The organism is Geodermatophilus chilensis, from assembly GCF_002802985.1.
In the GTDB taxonomy this organism is placed as follows: Bacteria; Actinomycetota; Actinomycetes; order Mycobacteriales; family Geodermatophilaceae; genus Geodermatophilus; species Geodermatophilus chilensis.
On the sequence record NZ_NVPT01000006.1, the window covers coordinates 1 to 16,151 of the forward strand.

Consider the following 16,151-nt stretch of genomic DNA (forward strand, 5'->3'; position numbering starts at 1 on the left):
TAGGTGAGCAGGAGGACAGATAGTTGATGTGGTGAGGCGTCGGGCTGGAGATACGGTGAGCGGCTGAAGATACGCGGGAGGGGTGGTGGGCGGCGTCAGGTGTGTATGAGCGTCAGCGCTCAGGAGGGCCCACGTCGTCCGCGCCAGTCCAAGGGACCGCGCCGGCCACCGACCACCCAGGTGGAGAAGGCGCCGTCAGTGGTGTGCCGCGGAAGACGGCTGCGGTCCGCTGACCGGAGAGGAGGACGTGGTCCTCCCCGAGTGCGCTTCCAGCAGCCGGGGGCTTTCCTCAGTGCACACCCCACGGCGCTGCACAGAGAGCCTCGCGGGGGCGCCGTACAGGCTGATGCGAGGCACCGTGGTGTCGCACTCACGGTCAGCAGGACCTCGCGGCCAGCCCTACAGTCACAACAGCCGTACGGTCGTCCGGATGTGACGACTCCGTGAGGCCACTCCCGGTCACCGCGCACATGTGCTCCCAGGTGCAGGAGGCTCGCCATGATCGCCGTCTTGTCCCTGTTCATCGTCGTCATGGCGGGCGTCGCAGGGCTCTACGCCGCTTCGTTCGCGATGCGCACGACGAAGCAGCAGGCCGCCGTCCTGCCGTTCGAGTCCGGACTGCCACCGCTGCAGCACGCCGTCTCGCGCTATCACGTGCGTTGGTACGCGGTGACGATCCTCTTCCTCGCCTTCGACATGGAGATGATCTTCATGTACCCGTGGGCCGTCGTCGTCGCGGAGATGGGCGCGCAAGCCGTCATCGAGATGTTCGGCTTCCTCGCGGTCCTGCTCGTCGGCGTGACCTACGTCTGGCGTGAGGGCGCGCTGCGATGGACCTGATCGGCCGACTGCGGAGCTGGGCGTTGGCCCGGCCGCGGGTTCTGCTCGTCGACGCTCCGGGCACGACAGGACTCCGCTGGTCCCTCGAAGCCGAACTGGACCGTCGCGGGTGGACTCACGCCGTGTCCCCGGCGCAAGCCGACCTCGTCGTGATCCTGGGCGAGCCGGGACCGCAACTCGCGCATGCCGTCGACGTGGTGTGGAGCCAGGTTCCGGCGCCCCGGCATCGGATGTACGTGCGCGACGGCGTCGATGTCGCCGTCGCCCTCGACCGGGGCGTGCAGGACCTGCTCGGGAGGGCAGGGTCGTCAGCGCGCGAGGTCGGGCGGCCGCCTCCGGCTTCGTTCCTGGGCAGTGACGACGGTGGTCACGAGGGCATGGACCACGGTGGTGGTCACGAGGGGCACCACATGCACCACGGCGGTGAAGTCGCCGGGCTGCCGATGGCGATGACGGGGCCCGACCGGGACGGACTCGAGCTCGACGTCCTCAAGGTCTCCCTGGGGCCCGTCCATCCCGGTTGGCCGACCGGCCTCGTCCTCCGCGCCGAGCTGCAGGGCGACGTCCTCGCCGGCGCCGACCTCTCGTGGATCGACGCGGAGTCCGTGTCCGAGGTGGGGCCGTCCCTCGACGCTCGACAGTCCGCGCTCGACCATCTCGCCCGCTTCCTCGTCGTGGCCGGCTGGCCCACGGCCGCCCGGGACGCCCGCAGGGCCCGGGACGGGCTCCGCTCCGAGGAGCATGCTCGGCGGACGGCCGCCCAACGGCTCGCCGAGGAGGTGACCGGCAAGGTCCTCGGCTCTCGCACGCTGGCCTGGGCGATCGCCGGCGCGGGCCGTTCGCAGCGTGACCGAGGCACATCCTCCGCCCACCCGGTGCTGGGCCGCCTGCGCCACTGGTGCGACCTGGCGGTCGGTCGGGACTCCGCCAACCCGCCCACACCCTCGCTGCAGGATCTCGCTGCCTCGCTCGAGGGCACCGAGATCGGGACGGCGCGGCTGATCGTTGCCAGCCTCGGCCTCGACCCCGTCACCTCACAGCGGGTCCCGGAGTCGGCCGGTGCGTGAGACGGCGACGGCGACGCTGCCCGAGGCCTGGGGCGTGCTGCCGGCCGTCCTGGCCGTCGCCCTCGTCGGCGTCGGTCTGGGCCTGGTGGTGGCCTCGGTCGACCGCGCCGTCCTCGCCGGCCGGACCCGCGGGGCGGTCCTCGAGCCGCTGCGGGAGGGGGCTCGCCTCCTGCTGGAGCAGCGGCGGACGACCCTGGCGCCGGACAGGCTCCTGTGGCGGCTCGGCTGCGTGGCGGTGCCGGTGCTGGCGCTGCTGTCCCTCGCCGTCGTCCCGGTGGGCGGCCGCACGCTCTGGTCCACCAGCGCGGACCTCGTGTGGTTCAACGCGATGGAAGCGCTGCTGTGGGCCGCGATCTGGCTGGTGGGTTGGGGACCCAACGCCTTCCACGCGCTGGCCGGCGGCTACCGGTTCCTGGCCCAGGGGCTCGCCTACGAGCTGCCGCTGATGTTCGCCCTGGTCACCGTTGGCGTGGCCGCCGGCTCCCTGCGCACCACCGACGTGCTCGCCGCCCAGGACGGCCTGTGGTTCGTGGTGACCATGCCGGTGGCCTTCGCGGTCTTCGTCGCCAGCGCGGCCGCCTTCGCGTTCTGGGGGCCCTTCGCCGCCCCGACCTCGGCGGACATCGCCGGCGGAGTGACCTCCGAGCTGTCGGGGGTGGACAGGCTGCTGGTCGAGGCCGGGCGGGGCGTCTTCCTCGGCGCCACCGCGGCGATGGCCGCGGCCCTCTTCCTCGGCGGGGACTCCGGACCCTGGCTGCCCGGGCCGCTGTGGCAGCTGCTCAAGACGCTGGCTGTGGTGACGGCGCTGGTGTGGGTCGGCCGGAGGCTGCCCGTGCTGCGCCCCGACCGGACCGTGGAGGTCGGCTGGATGGTCCTGGTGCCGTTGACGCTGGTGCAGGCGCTGGTCGTCGCCGTGCTCGTCCTGAGCGGGTTCTACGCGTGAGGAGGGCCGGATGCTGACCGATCTCTCGGGCTGGGTGATCGCCACGGTCGCCGTGCTGGGCCTGCTGTCAGTGGCGTCGGGGGTCGCGGTCTTCGTCGTGGACTCGATGGCTCGGGCGACGTTCGCGTTGCTCGGGTCGTTCCTGGCCGTCGCCGGTGTCCTGCTGGCGTTCGACCTGGTGTACCTGGCCGTGGTGACGGCGCTGATGATGACGATCGAGATGGCGATCATGGCCGTCTTCATGGTCATGTTCATGATGAACCCGGCCGGGCTCATGCCGATGACGATGGTGCACAACCCGAAGGGCTCGGCCGTGGTCGGTGCGGGGGCGTTCGTCGTCCTGACCGTGGGGATCTGGACGATCGACTGGCCGGCCCGCCGCGGGCAGCTGCCCACGGACAGCACCCGTCAGCTCGGCGAGGCAGTCATGGGCAGTCACATGCTGGTCATGCTGATCGTCGGCATCGGGCTGTTCGCCACGATCCTGGCCGGGACCGTGCTGGCGACCGCGCGCGGTCGCTACGACCGGTTCGGCGCAGACCTCGCCGCACGGCGACCCGACGACCCGGTCCCCGGGGGGCTGCCCCGATGACCGCGGAGCTGGTCCTGCAGATCGTGCTGACCGTCGCCGCCGGCCTGATCGGCGTCGGCCTGTTCGGCGCGCTGTCCCAGCAGTCGATCGTCATGGTGATGATGGGCCTGGAGCTCGTCCTCAACGGGGTGCTGCTGGCCGGGGGAGCGGCCTGGTTCTCCCTGGCTCCGGAGCTGCCCGACGCGCAGATGTTGGCCGTCGTCGCGCTGGTGGTCATGGCCGTGGAGATGGCGATGGGCTTCGCGGTGACCATCGCCATCTACCGGGCCCGCCAGGTGGACATGGTCGACATGGCCACGGACCTGAACGGATGAGCGCCGCTCTCGCCGCGCTCGTGCTGGTACCCGCGGTCAGCGGGGTGGGGCTGCTGCTCTCCGGACGCCGAGCCGACCGCGTCGCCGGACTCCTCGCAGTCGCCGTCACCGCGGTCGCCCTGCTGCTCGCCGCCACCGTGGCGATCGCGCGACCGCGGCTGTCGCTGCCCTTCCTCGGCGTCGTCGAGGGCGGTGACCTCCGGCTGGCGGTCGACGGGTTGTCGGCCGTCCTGGTGCTGCTCGTCGCGGGGATCGCGCTGCTGGTCACCGGCTTCGCGGTCGCCGACCTCCCGGACGACGCCGCACGCGGTCGGTTCTTCGGATACCTGCTGCTGTTCGTCGCGGCCATGCTCGCCACCGTCACCGCGGCCACGGTTCCCGCGTTGCTGCTTGCCTGGGAGGTCATGGGCGCGACCTCCTACGCGCTCATCGGCTTCCGGTGGGAGGAGCGCGGGAAGCTGGCGGCCGGCACGCGGGCGTTCGTCACCACCCGAGCCGGCGACCTCGGGTTGTACGTGGCGGCGGGGGCCGCGCTGGCGGCCACCGGCAGCCTCGTGCTCGCCGACCTGGACACGGCCGAGGGGGGCTGGGCGGACCTCGCCGCCGCCGGCGTGCTCGTCGCCGCGCTCGGCAAGTCGGCACAGCTCCCGTTCTCGGCCTGGCTCTCGGCGGCCATGCAGGGCCCCAGCCCGGTCAGTGCCCTGCTGCACTCGGCGACGATGGTCGCCGCCGGCGGGTACCTGTTGCTCCGGGTGCAGCCGCTGCTGGCGACGACCGGCTGGGCAGCGACCGCGGCCGCGTGGGCCGGGGCGCTCACGGCGCTGGTCCTGGGGGCGGTCGCCGTCGCGCAGTCCGACCTCAAGCAGCTGCTGGCCGCGAGCACCGCTGCGCAGATCGGCTTCGTCGTGCTGGCCGCGGGGGTCGGGGCCACCGCCGGAGGGACCGCGCAGCTGGTGGCCCACGCCGCGGTGAAGGCCGGGCTGTTCGTCGCGGCCGGCGCGTGGCTGACCGCCCTGGGCACGAAGCAGTTGGCCGGGCTGCGCGGCGCCGCCCGTCGGTACCCGGGGGTCGGGGCCGCGGCGACCGTCGCCGCCCTCGCCCTGGCCGGTGTGCCACCGCTGTCGCTGTGGGCGACGAAGGACGAGGTGCTCGCGGGCGTGCAGGGGACGGCGCTGACCGTGGTGGGGCTCGCAGCCGCGGTGATCTCGGCGGTCTACGCCGGGCGGATCCTCGCCGTCGTCCTGGCCCGGCCCACGGAGGAGGAGGCCCTCGACGAGGAGGAGCCGGGAACCCGCCGGGTGCCGGTGCTCACCCGGACGGCGGCCGGCGTCCTCGCGGTGTTCGCCGCGGGGCTCGGTGTCTTCGCCCTGCCCGCCGTGGCGGATCCCTTGGAGGACCTGCTGGGCGCGCAGGGGGAGCCGTCCCCAGGTCTCGGAGATCTGCTGCTCTCCGGAGGGCTCGCCGTGGCGGCGCTGGCGCTGACCGTCGCCGTGAGCCGGGCCCGGCCGGCCTTCGTCCGGGCCGTCGAGCGGAGCCCGCTGTCCTCCTGGGCCGGGCTCGGACACCTGCTGTCACCCCGGCCTGCCCTCGCCGTGGCCCGACTGCTGGCCGCCGTGGACGACCGCGGGATCGACCGGGCGGTCACCGCTGTGGCCTCCGGGACCCGGCGGGCCGCGGCGGTCTCGGCCCGTACCGACGCCGGCCTGGTGGACGGCGCCGTCCGGGGGATCGCGCGAGCCGTCCGCCGGGCCGGTGCCGCGGCCCGCCGACCGCAGACGGGGCTGCTGCACCAGTACTACGCCCAGGCCGCCGCCGGCCTCGGCGTCCTGCTCGTCCTGCTGCTCGTGGTGCGCCAGTGACCGAGCGTGCGAGGTCCTGCAGGGATACGGCACCGTCGGACTCGACTCCGACGAGCGTCAGCGAGGAGGGGACGAGACCGTGCTGCTGACCGTCGTGGTCTTCCTGCCGCTCCTGGCGGCGGGTGTGCTGGTGGCCGCCCCGGGGCTGGCCGGGCGGGCGGCGATCGGGCTCTGGGTCGCCGCCTCGGCCGTGGACCTCCTGCTGGTCGGCTGGATGTGGTGGCGCTTCGAGCCCGGGACGGGCGCCTCCGGCGTCGTGGACGGCCTCGCCTACGAGGTCGACCTGCAGTGGATCCCCACCGTGGACGCCGGCTACCACATCGGCGTCGACGGCCTGTCCCTGCCGCTGCTGGCCCTCACCGGCGTGCTGTTCCTCGCCTGCGCCGTCTACTCGCTGCGCGAACCCGACCGGCCGCGCACCTACGCGGCGCTGTTCCTCTTCCTGCAGAGCGCGTGCCTGGGCACGTTCGCGTCGCTGGACCTCATCCTGTTCTTCGTCTTCTTCGACCTGACGATCGTCGGGATGTACTTCGTCATCGCCGGGTGGGGGCACGGCGATGCCCGGCGCAGCGCGCTGAAGTTCTTCCTCTACACCTTCATCGGATCGCTGGCCCTGCTGGTCGGCTTCATCGGGCTCTTCCTCGGCAGCGAGGAACGCACCTTCGACATGGTGGCGCTGGCGGCTGACCCGCCCCTGGCCGACTCCCCACTGGCCGGCGGTCTCGTGCTGCTGGCCATCGGGCTGGGGTTGGCGGTGAAGACCCCGCTGTTCCCCTTCCACACCTGGCTGCCCGACGCGCACACCGACGCGCCTGCTGCCGGGTCGGCGGTGCTGGCCGGCATCCTGCTGAAGCTCGGCACGTACGGCTTCGTGCGGATCGCGATGCCGATCCTGCCTGACGCGTGGCAGCGCTGGGCGATGGTCGCCGTCATCGTCGGCGTGATCAGCGTGCTGTGGGGAGCGTTCGTCGCGCTGGCGCAGACCGACGTCAAGCGGATGATCGCCTACACCTCGGTGAACCACATGGGCTACGTCCTGCTCGGCCTCGGCGCAGCCGGCCTGGTGGCCTCCGCCGACGAGGGGGCCCGGACCGTGGCCACCGTGGGCGCGATGTACCAGATGGTCAGCCACGGCCTGCTCACGGGGGCGCTGTTCCTGCTCAGCGGCTGGTTCTGGTCGCACGGGCACACCTACGCCTTCGACCGGTGGGGCGGGCTGGCCCGCCCGGCTCCGGTGTTCGCCGCCTGCCTCGCGGTCGCCGCCTTCGGCTCCCTCGGGCTGCCCGGGTTCTCCGGGTTCATCGCCGAGTTCCAGGTCTTCACCGGTGCCCTGCAGGCCACACCGGTCGCTACGGTGATCGCCGTCGTCGGCATCCTCGTGACCGCCGGACTGTTCCTGCTGGCGCTGCAGCGGCTGCTCACCGGTGACACCACCGTCCCGTCCGCCGAGCCGGAGGACGGCGGCGAGTCGGTGCGCCCGGAGGAGGAGCCGGCGCGTGCGGGTAGGGCCGTTGCGACCACCGTCCGGCCGCCGACGGCGACACGGATCCGGGACCTGCGCGGCCACGAGACGGCCTCGATCGTGCCGCTGCTCGCCCTGGCCCTGGTCCTCGGGCTCCTGCCGCGGGTCCTCCTCGACGTCCTCGAGCCGGCCGCGGCGGCGGTGGTCGAGCTGGTGGCCCGGTGACGGGCATGTCCGGCGGCGCGGAGGCGTGGCCGGCCCTGCTGCCGGAGGCGCTGCTCCTGCTCGGCGCTGTCGGTGGGCTACTGCTCGGCCTGTGGACACCGCAGCGCCGCCAGTGGCGGGTCCGGCTCCTGGTCACCGCTGCCTGCCTCGCCAGCGCGGCGGCCGCCGCGCTGGCGCTGCCGGGACCGGCGGAGCGCGTCTTCGAGGGCACCTGGGTCGTGGACCCCACAACCGGCGTGGTGCGGATCGTCGTCGCGCTCGGGGTGGCCGTCCTCGTCTGGATGGCCGCACCCTCCGTGGCCGGCCATCCGCGGGAGACCGAGGCCTACGTCCTGATGCTGCTCGGCGGGCTCGGCACGGTCGCACTGGCCGCCAGCGGCGACCTGCTGCTGCTCGTCGCCGCCTACCTGCTGACCAGCGTCCCGCTCTACGCCCTCGCGGGCTTCGCGAAGGACCCTCGCGGGACCGAGGCCACGATGAAGTACTACCTCATGGGCGCCTTCGTCGGCGTCCTCCTGCTGGTCGGCGTCGCCGCCCTGGTGCTCGCCTCCGGCACCACCGGCTACGTCGACCTCGCCGCGCTGCTGCCGGGTGCATCCCCGGCTCTGCTGGCCGTCGGGGTCCTCGGCGTGCTCGCCGGCGTGGCCTTCAAGGCCGGCGCCGTCCCGGTGCACTTCTGGGTGCCCGACGTGACTGCCGGGACCACTCCACCGATGGCGGCGTACATCACCACGATCCCCAAGATCGGCGCCGTCGCAGCTGCGTTCCGGCTGCTCGCCGAGCCCTTCGCCGGGCTGCCGCTCGACGTCCCGATGCTCGTCGCTGTCATCGCCGCGGTCAGCATGACCCTCGGCAACCTGGCCGCCTTCGCTCAGACCGACGTGCTCCGGCTGTTGGCCTACTCCACGATCAGCCAGGTCGGCTACCTCCTCATGGTGGTCGCAGTGGCGAGCCGCAGCGACCTCGCCGTCTCCGCCCTGGCCGTCTACCTCGCTGGCTACGCCATCACCAACATCGGCGCCTTCGCCGCCGTCGCCGCCACCCCCGCTGCGCGCACCATCACCGATTGGGCGACCGCGGTGGCGCGACACCGCTGGCTGGTGATGAGCCTCGTGGTCTGCCTGCTCGGCCTGGTGGGGACCCCACCGACGGCGGTCTTCGTCGGCAAGCTCGCCGTGTTCGTCGCCGCCTGGGACGGCGCGCTGGCGTGGCTCGTCGTCGTGGCGGCCGTGAACACCGTCGCCAGCCTCTTCTACTACCTGCGGTGGATCGCCCCCGCATTCGCCGGGGTGCCCGCCGCACCGGTCACGGCGGAGGGGCCGGTGCGCACCGGTCCCCGCACCGCGGCGGGGACGGCGCAGGAGGTCCGGGGCACGCCGGCGGTGATCCTCCACGCTGCAGCGGTGGGGTCGGTCCTCCTCGGCGTGGGCGCCGGTGTGTGGCTCAGCGTGGCGTCCGGCGCTGACTGACGTGCTGTCGGTAGCACGCGTCGTCGCGACCTCGGTGCTCATCGGGGTCCTGGCCCCGAACGGGCTCGCGCCGTGTTCGCGGCGCGGCCTCGACACGTCGTCGGCTCCTGCCAGGCGGGGCCTGCGGTGGTATCCGCGCGCCCCGGGGCGACGTGACGGAGCCCCGCCGGCTGCCGTCAGTCGCTGAGCACGTCGGTGGACCTGCGCCCGCCGTCGGCCGAGCGCAGGAGTCCCTGGTGCCCCTGCCGGGACACCGGCGTCCAGGTGCCGTGGGCACGAGGCCTCCGACGAGCCGACGACCGACGACCGCGGCGACGGGCACGTGCACCACTGAGCACGGCGGGGCGGCGTCGGGCTGCAGGTCCGGCGCCGCCGGCGTCCCGCGGCTCGGCCGGGACGACGTCGTCCGCCGCCGGTCAGCCGGCTCGTGCTCCCACTGCGCCGACCGCCGCCGCGGCCACCAGCAGCAGTCCCCCCAGCAGGTACACGGCCTGGATGCCGACGGCGTCGGCGAGCAGCCCGCCGCCGAGCAGGCTCAGCAGCCGTCCGGTCTGCCACAGCACGTCGAAGCCGGCGAACGCGCGGCCGCGCAGCTCATCGGGGACGCGGGACTGCACCAGGCTGCTGAAGGTGACGGCGCCGGTCGAGGTCGACAGCCCGTACACGACCAGGGCCGCAGCGGCCAGCGGCAGCCCGGTCACCGCCGCCAGCACCAGGTCGACCACGCCCCGCACCGCGTAGGGCCCGAACACGAACAGCGGCCGCCGCGGATCCCGGATGCGACGGAGCAGCAGCAGCGGGCCGAGCGCCGCACCGATGCCGATGCAGGCGATGAGCACCCCGAAGCCCTCGCCACCGCCGAGGCGCTCCTGCGCGAGCACGACCAGCAGCGCGCTGGTCGCCCCGGCCGACAGCGCGGCCAGGAACTGACCGGCGGCCAGCGCCTTGAGCAACGGGATCCGGGTGAGGGCGGCCAGCGCCTCGCGGGCGTGGGCGAAGGGGCTGCTGACCGAGACCGGCCGGGGGCGGTCGGGTTCGGGCAGGCTGCGGAGCACGACTGCGGACAGGGCGAAGGACACCGCGTTGACCGCGAACGCCGGTCCGAACCCGACGTCGACCGCCAGCAGAGCCGCGACCGGGGCGGTGGCGATCTGCGCGACGACCGCCGCGGTCCAGATGCCGCTGTTGGCCGCGACCAGCTCCTCGTCGTCGACCACGGTCGGCAGCAGCGACTGCGCGGCCGGGGAGAAGAACACCTGTCCGGCGGACAGGCCGAACGCGACGGCGTAGGCCATGCCCGGGCCGTCGTGCCAGAGCGCGAGCGTCGCGGCCAGGGCCACGCGGACCAGGTCGGCGGCGACCATGACCCGGACCCGGGGGAGCCGGTCGACGAGGCTGCCGGCCAGCGGCGCCAGCAGCAGCACCGGCGCAATCTCGGCCAGCACCGCCCCGGCCACTCCCAGCCCCGAGTCGGTCAGCGCGATGAGCAGCAGCCCGAGCGTCGTGAACTGCGCGACGTCGCCGACCTGACTGATCGTGCGGGCCAGCCACAGCCGCCGGTACGCAGGACGGCGCAGCAGTGCGCGCAGGCCGGGGCCCGGGTCGGTCGCGGTCACGGTGGACATGCTGCCCCGACGGCGCACGACGCCTCGGCAGCGGTGCCAGCGGCCCGCTGATGGCCACGGGTGGCGGTCCGGAGGAACCCCGGGTGGTGCGGCACCGTTGGGCGACCGTGAGGTCCCCGCTGCTGTTCCGCCTGCCGGTCACCGCCGCTGCCCTCGTCGTCCTGGCGGGCTGCGGCGGCTCCTCCGCCGGCCCCACCGCCGATCAGGAGGTCCGGGCGGCGGAGCAGGTGTTCGACGAGGCCCCGGTGGTGGTGCCCGACCCCTCCGGTACCTCCGCCACGGTGCAGGTGTCCACCGACATCGACATGGCCTGCGCGGTGGTCTTCGGCCGGGACGAGTCGCTGGGCGAGGGGATCGCCACCGACACCGACATGGGCGGTGGGCCGCACACCCAGCACCGCGCGGTGATGAGCGGGCTGGAGCCGGACACCGAGTACTGGTACCGCGTGCAGGGCTCGGGTGCCGACGGCGCTCTGTACCGGAGCGAGCTCATGAGCTTCCGGACTCCCGCGGCGGACACCGCGGCGCCTGCGGGGGAGAACGTGGCCGAGGGCGCGGACGTGGTCGGGGTCAGCTCGGAGTTCTCCGATGCGTTCGCCGCGTCCCGCGCGGTGGACGGCGACCTGTCGACCGAGTGGTCCAGCGCGGGCGACGGGGACGACGCGTGGATGACCATCGACCTGGGCCGGCAGGTCCGGGTGGCCGGCCTGGCGTTGCGCAGCCGGTCGATGGGAGACGGCTCCTCGGTCGTGCAGACCTTCACCGTCACCACCGACGGCGGCCTGGTCCACGGGCCGTTCGACGCGGGCACCGGCGGGCCGGTCACGGAGGTCGACCTCATCGGCCGGGTGCTGCGCATCGACGCCGTCCAGACCACCGGCGGCAACACCGGCGCGGCCGAGATCGAGGTCTACGAGGCTCCCTGACGCGCCTCCACCCGCGCACTGAGGTGCCCCTGGTCGACTCGGACTGTCGCCCCGCTGACCATCTGCGTTCCCCGCATCCCTGCTGGGACATTCCGTCGTGGCGGTGGGGCCGCAGCGAGGAAGCGAGGGAAGTACCCGGCTCCGGATCCGGAGGTGTCGTCGAGCTCCGGCCCGTGTTGCTCAGGAGAACGACGTCGGTGCCACTCCGCCCGGGCTGGTGATGGGCCACGTCCTGTACGGCCCCGTCGCGGGGGGTTGGTGCACGGCCTCGTCGTCGCCTGAGTGTCCGGGCGGCCTTTCCCGGGCACCCGGACACGGGCCGCCCCGAGGTCGGCGCACCGTGATCGACAGAACGGAGAGGCAGATTCCATGACCGCCCACGTGCCGGACGGACGCGCGCCTGCCATCAGTGCCTACGGCTTCCTGTCCGACTGCTCGTCCGCTGCGCTGGTCAGCACCGGCGGGTCGGTCGACTGGTGGTGCCTGCCCCGCTTCGACTCGCCGTCGGTGTTCGGCCGGCTGCTCGACCCCGACGCCGGGTACTGGGAGGTGGCACCAGAGAGTGCGTTCTCCGCGGAACGCGACTACGTCGAGGACTCCCTGGCCCTGCGGACGGTGTTCCGGACGGAGTCGGGGGCCGTCGCCGTGACCGATGCGCTGGCCTTGCAGCCGGGGGCCCGGGGCCACGACATCGGCCTCCGCTCACCCCACGTCCTGCTGCGCCTCGTCGAGGGGCTCGAGGGCACGGCCGACCTGCGGACGACGGTCGCTCCGCGCTTCGAGTACGGGCTGACCGTCCCGCGCTGGCGGCGGGATCCTGGGTCCTGGTCGGTACACGTCGGGCCGGTGGGCCTCCGGTTGACCGGCGACGTTGAGCTGACCGCGGAGGCGGGAGATCTCAGTGGTGCCTTCGCCGTCCGGGCGGGGGAGCGGGTCGGGTTCTGCCTGGCGTACGCACCACCCTACGAGGACGACGACGGCCTGGACATCGACGCGGGGGAGGGCCTGCAGGACACGGTCGCAGCCTGGCGGTCGTGGGCCGCCGAGCACCGGGGCTACGAGGGCCGGCACCTGGCGGCGGTGCGCCGCAGCGCCCTGGTCCTGCAGGGGCTGACCTACCAGAAGACCGGCGCGGTCGCCGCCGCCGCCACCACGTCCCTTCCCGAGGAGCTCGGCGGCGAGCTGAACTGGGACTACCGCTTCGCTTGGCTGCGAGACGTCAGCCTCACCCTGCAGGCGCTGTGGGTGGCCGCCTGCCCGCACGAGGCCGACCGGTTCTTCGACTGGCTGGCCGCCGCGGTCGGGCACGTGGGTGAGGCGCCGCTGCAGATCATGTACGGCGTCGAGGGCGAACGCGACCTCACCGAACACACCCTCGGCCACCTCACCGGCTACCGCGGCAGCCGACCGGTACGAGTAGGGAACGACGCCTGGAAGCAGCGCCAGCTCGACGTGCTCGGCGAGATCCTCTTCGCCGCCCACCTGCTGCGCGACCAGCTCCGTCCCTTCGACGAGCCGACACGTGACCTGCTGGTCACCCTGGCGGACCAGGCGGTCCGGGACTGGCGGCTGCCCGGCGCAGGGATGTGGGAGGCACGCGACGAACCCCGCCACTACACGTCGGGGAAGGTCATGTGCTGGGTGGCGCTCGATCGGGCGATCGCGCTGGCCGACGACCTCGGGTACGGGGCTCGCCCCGAGGACTGGGCGCGGGCCCGCGACGAGATCCGCGAGGCCGTGCTGAAGCAGGCCTGGAGCGACCGGGCCGGTGCCTACGCCGGGGCCTTCGGCTCGGACGACCTGGATGCCTTGGTGTTGCTGATGCCACTCGTCGGGTTCCTGCCGGCCGACGACCCCCGGATGCTCGCCACGATCGAGGCGATCCGCGACCGGCTCACCGAGGGCCGGCTCGTGCGCCGCTGGGCCGGGGACACCGGCGGGTTCGTGATCTGCAGCTTCTGGCTGGTCGAGTGCCTGGCGCTGGCCGGCAAGGTCGACGAGGCCGACGACTGGTTCACCCATCTTCTCCAGTGCGGCAACGACCTCGGGCTCTTCGCCGAGGAGATCGACCCGGGCACCGGCGAGCAGCTGGGCAACTACCCGCAGGCCTTCTCCCACGTCGGCCTGGTCAACGCCGCCTGGCGGCTGACGGAGTGCACCTCCGGGCGGGACCTCGACGACGTCCAGTGATGCCCCTCCAGGGGTCACCCCACCGGAGCGGGCCCCACCTCGCTCCCCGAGAGAAGGAGACAGCATGGTCCGAGGAGATCGTCAGCCGAAGGTGGTCGTGGTGACCGGCGCCAGCGCCGGACTCGGGCGGGCCATCGCCCACGCCTTCGCCGACCGCGGCGATCGGGTGGCGCTGCTCGCCCGCAACGGGACGGGGCTGGAGGCGGCCGCGCAGGAGGTCCGTGCCCGTGGCGGACAGCCGCTGGCCGTGGAGGTGGATGTCGCCGATGACAGCCAGGTCGAGGCGGCCGCCGAGCGGGTGGAGCGCGAGCTGGGCCCGATCGACGTCTGGGTGAACAACGCGATGGCCGCCGTGTTCGCGCCGTTCCTCGAGGTCACGCCCGAGGAGTACCGGCGCGGTGTGGAGGTCACCTTCCTCGGTTCGGTCAACGGCGCGCGCGCCGCGCTCCGCCGGATGACCGAGCGCGACGCCGGCCACCTCATCCAGATCGGCTCCTCGCTGGCCTTCCGCGGCATCCCGCTGCAGTCGGTGTACTGCGCCTCCAAGCACGCACTCAACGGCCTCTACGACTCGTTGCGTGCCGAGCTGCTGCACGACGGCAGCCGGGTGCAGATCACGTCGGTGCACATGCCCGCCATGAACACCCCCCAGTTCCGGCTGGGCCTGGCCAAGATGCCCCGCAAGGCACAGCCGGTGCCGCCGATCTACCAGCCGGAGGTCGCCGCGAGGGCCGTCGTCTGGGCCAGCCAGCACCGGCGCCGGGAGATCTGGGTGGGGGCCTCCACGGTCGGCACGATCCTCGGCAGCCGCCTGGCCGGTGGGCTGCTCGACCACTACCTGGGCCGCACCGGCTACTCCTCGCAGCAGACTGACGAGTCGGCCGACCCGGATGCGCCCGACTACCTGTTCTCCCCGGTGCCCGGTGACCACGGGACCCACGGCCCGTTCGACGACCAGTCCCACAGCCGCAGCCTCCAGCTGCCGCTCAGCCTGCACCGCCGATCGCTCGTCGCCGGTCTGGGCATCGCCGGCGCAGCCGTGGCGCTGGCATCCCGGCGGTGAGCCTGCCCGGCCCCGCGGCCCGCCGTCGCCCGTCCACCCCACCGCCCACGACGGCCGAGCGCAGGCCCGGGAGCACGCCTACGGTCGGCCATGTCGCTGACCCTCGGCACCGGACCCCTCGCCCGGCCCTCAACAGGCCAGCTGAACGCCGATCTGTGGTCGGTCGCGCCCGCACACGCGCTGTACCTCCATCCGCTGCAGGAGCGGATCCGGGGCATCCTGGGCGGGCGGACGGTGGTGGACACGACGGGCGCGGTGATGCTGCACGAGACCGGGCTATTGCCGCGCTGGTACCTGCCGGAGACCGACGTGGCCCCGGGGCTGCTCCGGCCCAGCAACACGCGCACCGACTGCCCGTTCAAGGGGGAGGCGCACTACTGGGATCTGGAGGTGGACAGCCACCGGATGGAGGACGCGGCCTGGTCCTACCCCGACCCGGTGGACGGCTGTCCGCCCCTGGCCGGACTGGTGTCCTTCTACTTCGAGAAGGTGGACACCTGGTTGGTCGAGGACGAGAAGCAGATCGGCCATCCGCGCGACCCGTTCCACCGGGTCGACGCCCGCCGCTCGTCCCGGCACGTGGTGGTCCGTGTCAGCGGCGAGGTGGTCGCCGAGACCCGGTCGCCGGTCGCGGTGGCCGAGACCGGGATGCCGGTGCGGTGGTACGTGCCCGAGACCGACATCCGCGACGGCGTCCTGGAGCCGAGCCCGACGACGTCGGTCTGCCCGTACAAGGGCGTGGCCACCTACGAGCACGTGGTCGTCGCCGGACGGCGGTACGAGGACGCGGCCTGGTGCTACCGGGAGCCGCTGCTGGAGGCTCTGCCCGCGGCGGGCCACCGGTCCTTCGACGGCGAGGACGTCGAGGTGCAGGTCGGCGCCTGACGGTCAGGGCAACTGATCGGCGAGGCCGGTGATCCCGGTGCCGCGCAGCGTCGGTGCGGTGAAGGAGTCGGGGTAGGGGGTGCCGGCGCGGTCGATCCACGCGGTGGCCAGGCCGGCGCGGGCGGCGCCGTCGATGTCCCACGGGTGCACGGCGACCAGCAGCATGTCGCCCGGCTCGGTTCCGCAGGTCCGGGCGGCGTACTCGTAGGCGGTGCGGGCCGGCTTCCAGGCCCCGGCGTCCTCGACCGACAGCAGGGCCTCGAACTCGTCCCGGATGCCGGCGTCGCCCAGCAGCTTCTCCGAGACCCGCGTCGACCCGTTGGTGAGGGTGACCAGGCGCCGTCCCGAAGCCCGTAGCGCGCGAATCCCGTCGGGCACATCGGGGTGGACCGCCAGCTCGGCGAAGCCGCTCATGACGTGGTCGACCGCCGCGTCGACGTCGCGGTCGAGGTCCACGCCGTGCAGCACGGTGCGCAACGCGTCGGCCCCGAGCTCGGCGAAGGGGCGCGATGCGCCGGCGGCGGTCAGGGCGAACCCGTCGCGCAGCAGGGTGGCGAACCACAGCTTGGCCAGCTGCGCCGGGGCGCCGATGTCCTCGAAGCGCTGGGCCATCGGGCTCATGTCGGACAGGGTCTCGTTGACGTCGAAGACGATCACGGACGGCGAGGGGGCCATCGGGACTCCTGGGAGG

Annotated in this window: 14 protein-coding genes; 12 read left to right on the forward strand and 2 right to left on the reverse strand. The window is 73.5% G+C overall.

The genetic code is table 11. The annotated features are described in order from the left end of the window. The first annotated feature begins 498 nt into the window (after positions 1–498). The 8 genes from CNO22_RS01725 (at position 499) to CNO22_RS01760 (ending at position 8,771) form a co-directional block, all read left to right on the forward strand. Entirely contained in the window at positions 499–840 is a 342-nt protein-coding gene (locus CNO22_RS01725) for an NADH-quinone oxidoreductase subunit A (RefSeq protein WP_100497638.1), read from the forward strand. Positions 841–962: 122 nt separating this feature from the next. Next, positions 963–1,907, forward strand: a complete 945-nt coding sequence (locus CNO22_RS01730) for a hypothetical protein (RefSeq protein ID WP_100497639.1) — start codon at positions 963–965, stop codon at positions 1,905–1,907. Beyond that, complete coding sequence (locus CNO22_RS01735; RefSeq protein ID WP_232806720.1) at positions 1,900–2,850, forward strand: NADH-quinone oxidoreductase subunit H; 951 nt, start codon at positions 1,900–1,902, stop codon at positions 2,848–2,850. Before CNO22_RS01730 ends, CNO22_RS01735 begins: the two co-directional genes overlap by 8 nt. 10 nt (positions 2,851–2,860) lie before the next feature. Next, complete coding sequence (locus tag CNO22_RS01740) at positions 2,861–3,442, forward strand: NADH-quinone oxidoreductase subunit J (protein ID WP_100497640.1); 582 nt, start codon at positions 2,861–2,863, stop codon at positions 3,440–3,442. Continuing rightward, on the forward strand, positions 3,439–3,756 hold the full coding sequence (locus CNO22_RS01745; RefSeq protein ID WP_198588040.1) for an NADH-quinone oxidoreductase subunit NuoK: 318 nt from the start codon (positions 3,439–3,441) through the stop codon (positions 3,754–3,756). Before CNO22_RS01740 ends, CNO22_RS01745 begins: the two co-directional genes overlap by 4 nt. After that, positions 3,753–5,615 (forward strand): proton-conducting transporter transmembrane domain-containing protein, encoded by a 1,863-nt coding sequence (locus CNO22_RS01750; RefSeq protein WP_100497641.1) that lies wholly within the window; start codon positions 3,753–3,755, stop codon positions 5,613–5,615. The genes CNO22_RS01745 and CNO22_RS01750 overlap by 4 nt, the downstream gene beginning before the upstream one ends. Before the next feature lie 79 nt (positions 5,616–5,694). Beyond that, a complete protein-coding gene (locus CNO22_RS01755; RefSeq protein WP_198588041.1) occupies positions 5,695–7,302 on the forward strand; it encodes a complex I subunit 4 family protein in 1,608 nt (535 codons plus the stop codon). Positions 7,303–7,307: 5 nt separating this feature from the next. Next, complete coding sequence (locus CNO22_RS01760; protein WP_100497686.1) at positions 7,308–8,771, forward strand: NADH-quinone oxidoreductase subunit N; 1,464 nt, start codon at positions 7,308–7,310, stop codon at positions 8,769–8,771. 416 nt (positions 8,772–9,187) lie between these two features. On the opposite strand, the gene CNO22_RS01765 is transcribed toward CNO22_RS01760, so the two are convergent. Beyond that, positions 9,188–10,387 (reverse strand): MFS transporter, encoded by a 1,200-nt coding sequence (locus CNO22_RS01765; protein ID WP_232806721.1) that lies wholly within the window; start codon positions 10,385–10,387, stop codon positions 9,188–9,190. 116 nt (positions 10,388–10,503) lie between these two features. Between CNO22_RS01765 and CNO22_RS01770 the strand changes: the two genes are divergently transcribed. The 4 genes from CNO22_RS01770 (at position 10,504) to CNO22_RS01785 (ending at position 15,460) form a co-directional block, all read left to right on the forward strand. Continuing rightward, the gene (locus CNO22_RS01770) at positions 10,504–11,322 is read left to right on the forward strand and encodes a discoidin domain-containing protein (RefSeq protein ID WP_198588042.1); all 819 of its coding nucleotides are present in this window, start codon (positions 10,504–10,506) and stop codon (positions 11,320–11,322) included. A gap of 369 nt (positions 11,323–11,691) precedes the next feature. Then, on the forward strand, positions 11,692–13,512 hold the full coding sequence (locus CNO22_RS01775; protein ID WP_100497644.1) for a glycoside hydrolase family 15 protein: 1,821 nt from the start codon (positions 11,692–11,694) through the stop codon (positions 13,510–13,512). Positions 13,513–13,576: 64 nt separating this feature from the next. Continuing rightward, a complete protein-coding gene (locus CNO22_RS01780) occupies positions 13,577–14,575 on the forward strand; it encodes an SDR family oxidoreductase (RefSeq protein ID WP_100497645.1) in 999 nt (332 codons plus the stop codon). Positions 14,576–14,665: 90 nt separating this feature from the next. Next, positions 14,666–15,460 carry a DUF427 domain-containing protein gene (locus CNO22_RS01785; protein ID WP_100497646.1) on the forward strand — a complete coding sequence of 265 codons (795 nt, stop codon included), beginning with the start codon at positions 14,666–14,668 and terminating at the stop codon, positions 15,458–15,460. A 3-nt stretch (positions 15,461–15,463) separates the two neighbouring features. Here CNO22_RS01785 and CNO22_RS01790 read toward each other — a convergent pair whose 3' ends face one another. Then, the gene (locus tag CNO22_RS01790; RefSeq protein WP_198588043.1) at positions 15,464–16,135 is read right to left on the reverse strand and encodes a haloacid dehalogenase type II; all 672 of its coding nucleotides are present in this window, start codon (positions 16,133–16,135) and stop codon (positions 15,464–15,466) included. Positions 16,136–16,151: the final 16 nt, after the last annotated feature.

Excerpts from the sequence above, each read along its gene's own strand:
- CNO22_RS01750 (WP_100497641.1), top strand. The coding sequence starts at position 3,753 with ATGAGCGCCGCTCTCGCCGCGCTCGTGCTGGTACCCGCGGTCAGCGGG.
- CNO22_RS01740 (WP_100497640.1), top strand. The coding sequence starts at position 2,861 with ATGCTGACCGATCTCTCGGGCTGGGTGATCGCCACGGTCGCCGTGCTG.
- CNO22_RS01775 (WP_100497644.1), top strand. The coding sequence starts at position 11,692 with ATGACCGCCCACGTGCCGGACGGACGCGCGCCTGCCATCAGTGCCTAC.
- CNO22_RS01780 (WP_100497645.1), top strand. The coding sequence starts at position 13,577 with ATGGTCCGAGGAGATCGTCAGCCGAAGGTGGTCGTGGTGACCGGCGCC.
- CNO22_RS01785 (WP_100497646.1), top strand. The coding sequence starts at position 14,666 with ATGTCGCTGACCCTCGGCACCGGACCCCTCGCCCGGCCCTCAACAGGC.
- CNO22_RS01745 (WP_198588040.1), top strand. The coding sequence starts at position 3,439 with ATGACCGCGGAGCTGGTCCTGCAGATCGTGCTGACCGTCGCCGCCGGC.
- CNO22_RS01790 (WP_198588043.1), bottom strand. The coding sequence starts at position 16,135 with ATGGCCCCCTCGCCGTCCGTGATCGTCTTCGACGTCAACGAGACCCTG.
- CNO22_RS01760 (WP_100497686.1), top strand. The coding sequence starts at position 7,308 with ATGTCCGGCGGCGCGGAGGCGTGGCCGGCCCTGCTGCCGGAGGCGCTG.
- CNO22_RS01725 (WP_100497638.1), top strand. The coding sequence starts at position 499 with ATGATCGCCGTCTTGTCCCTGTTCATCGTCGTCATGGCGGGCGTCGCA.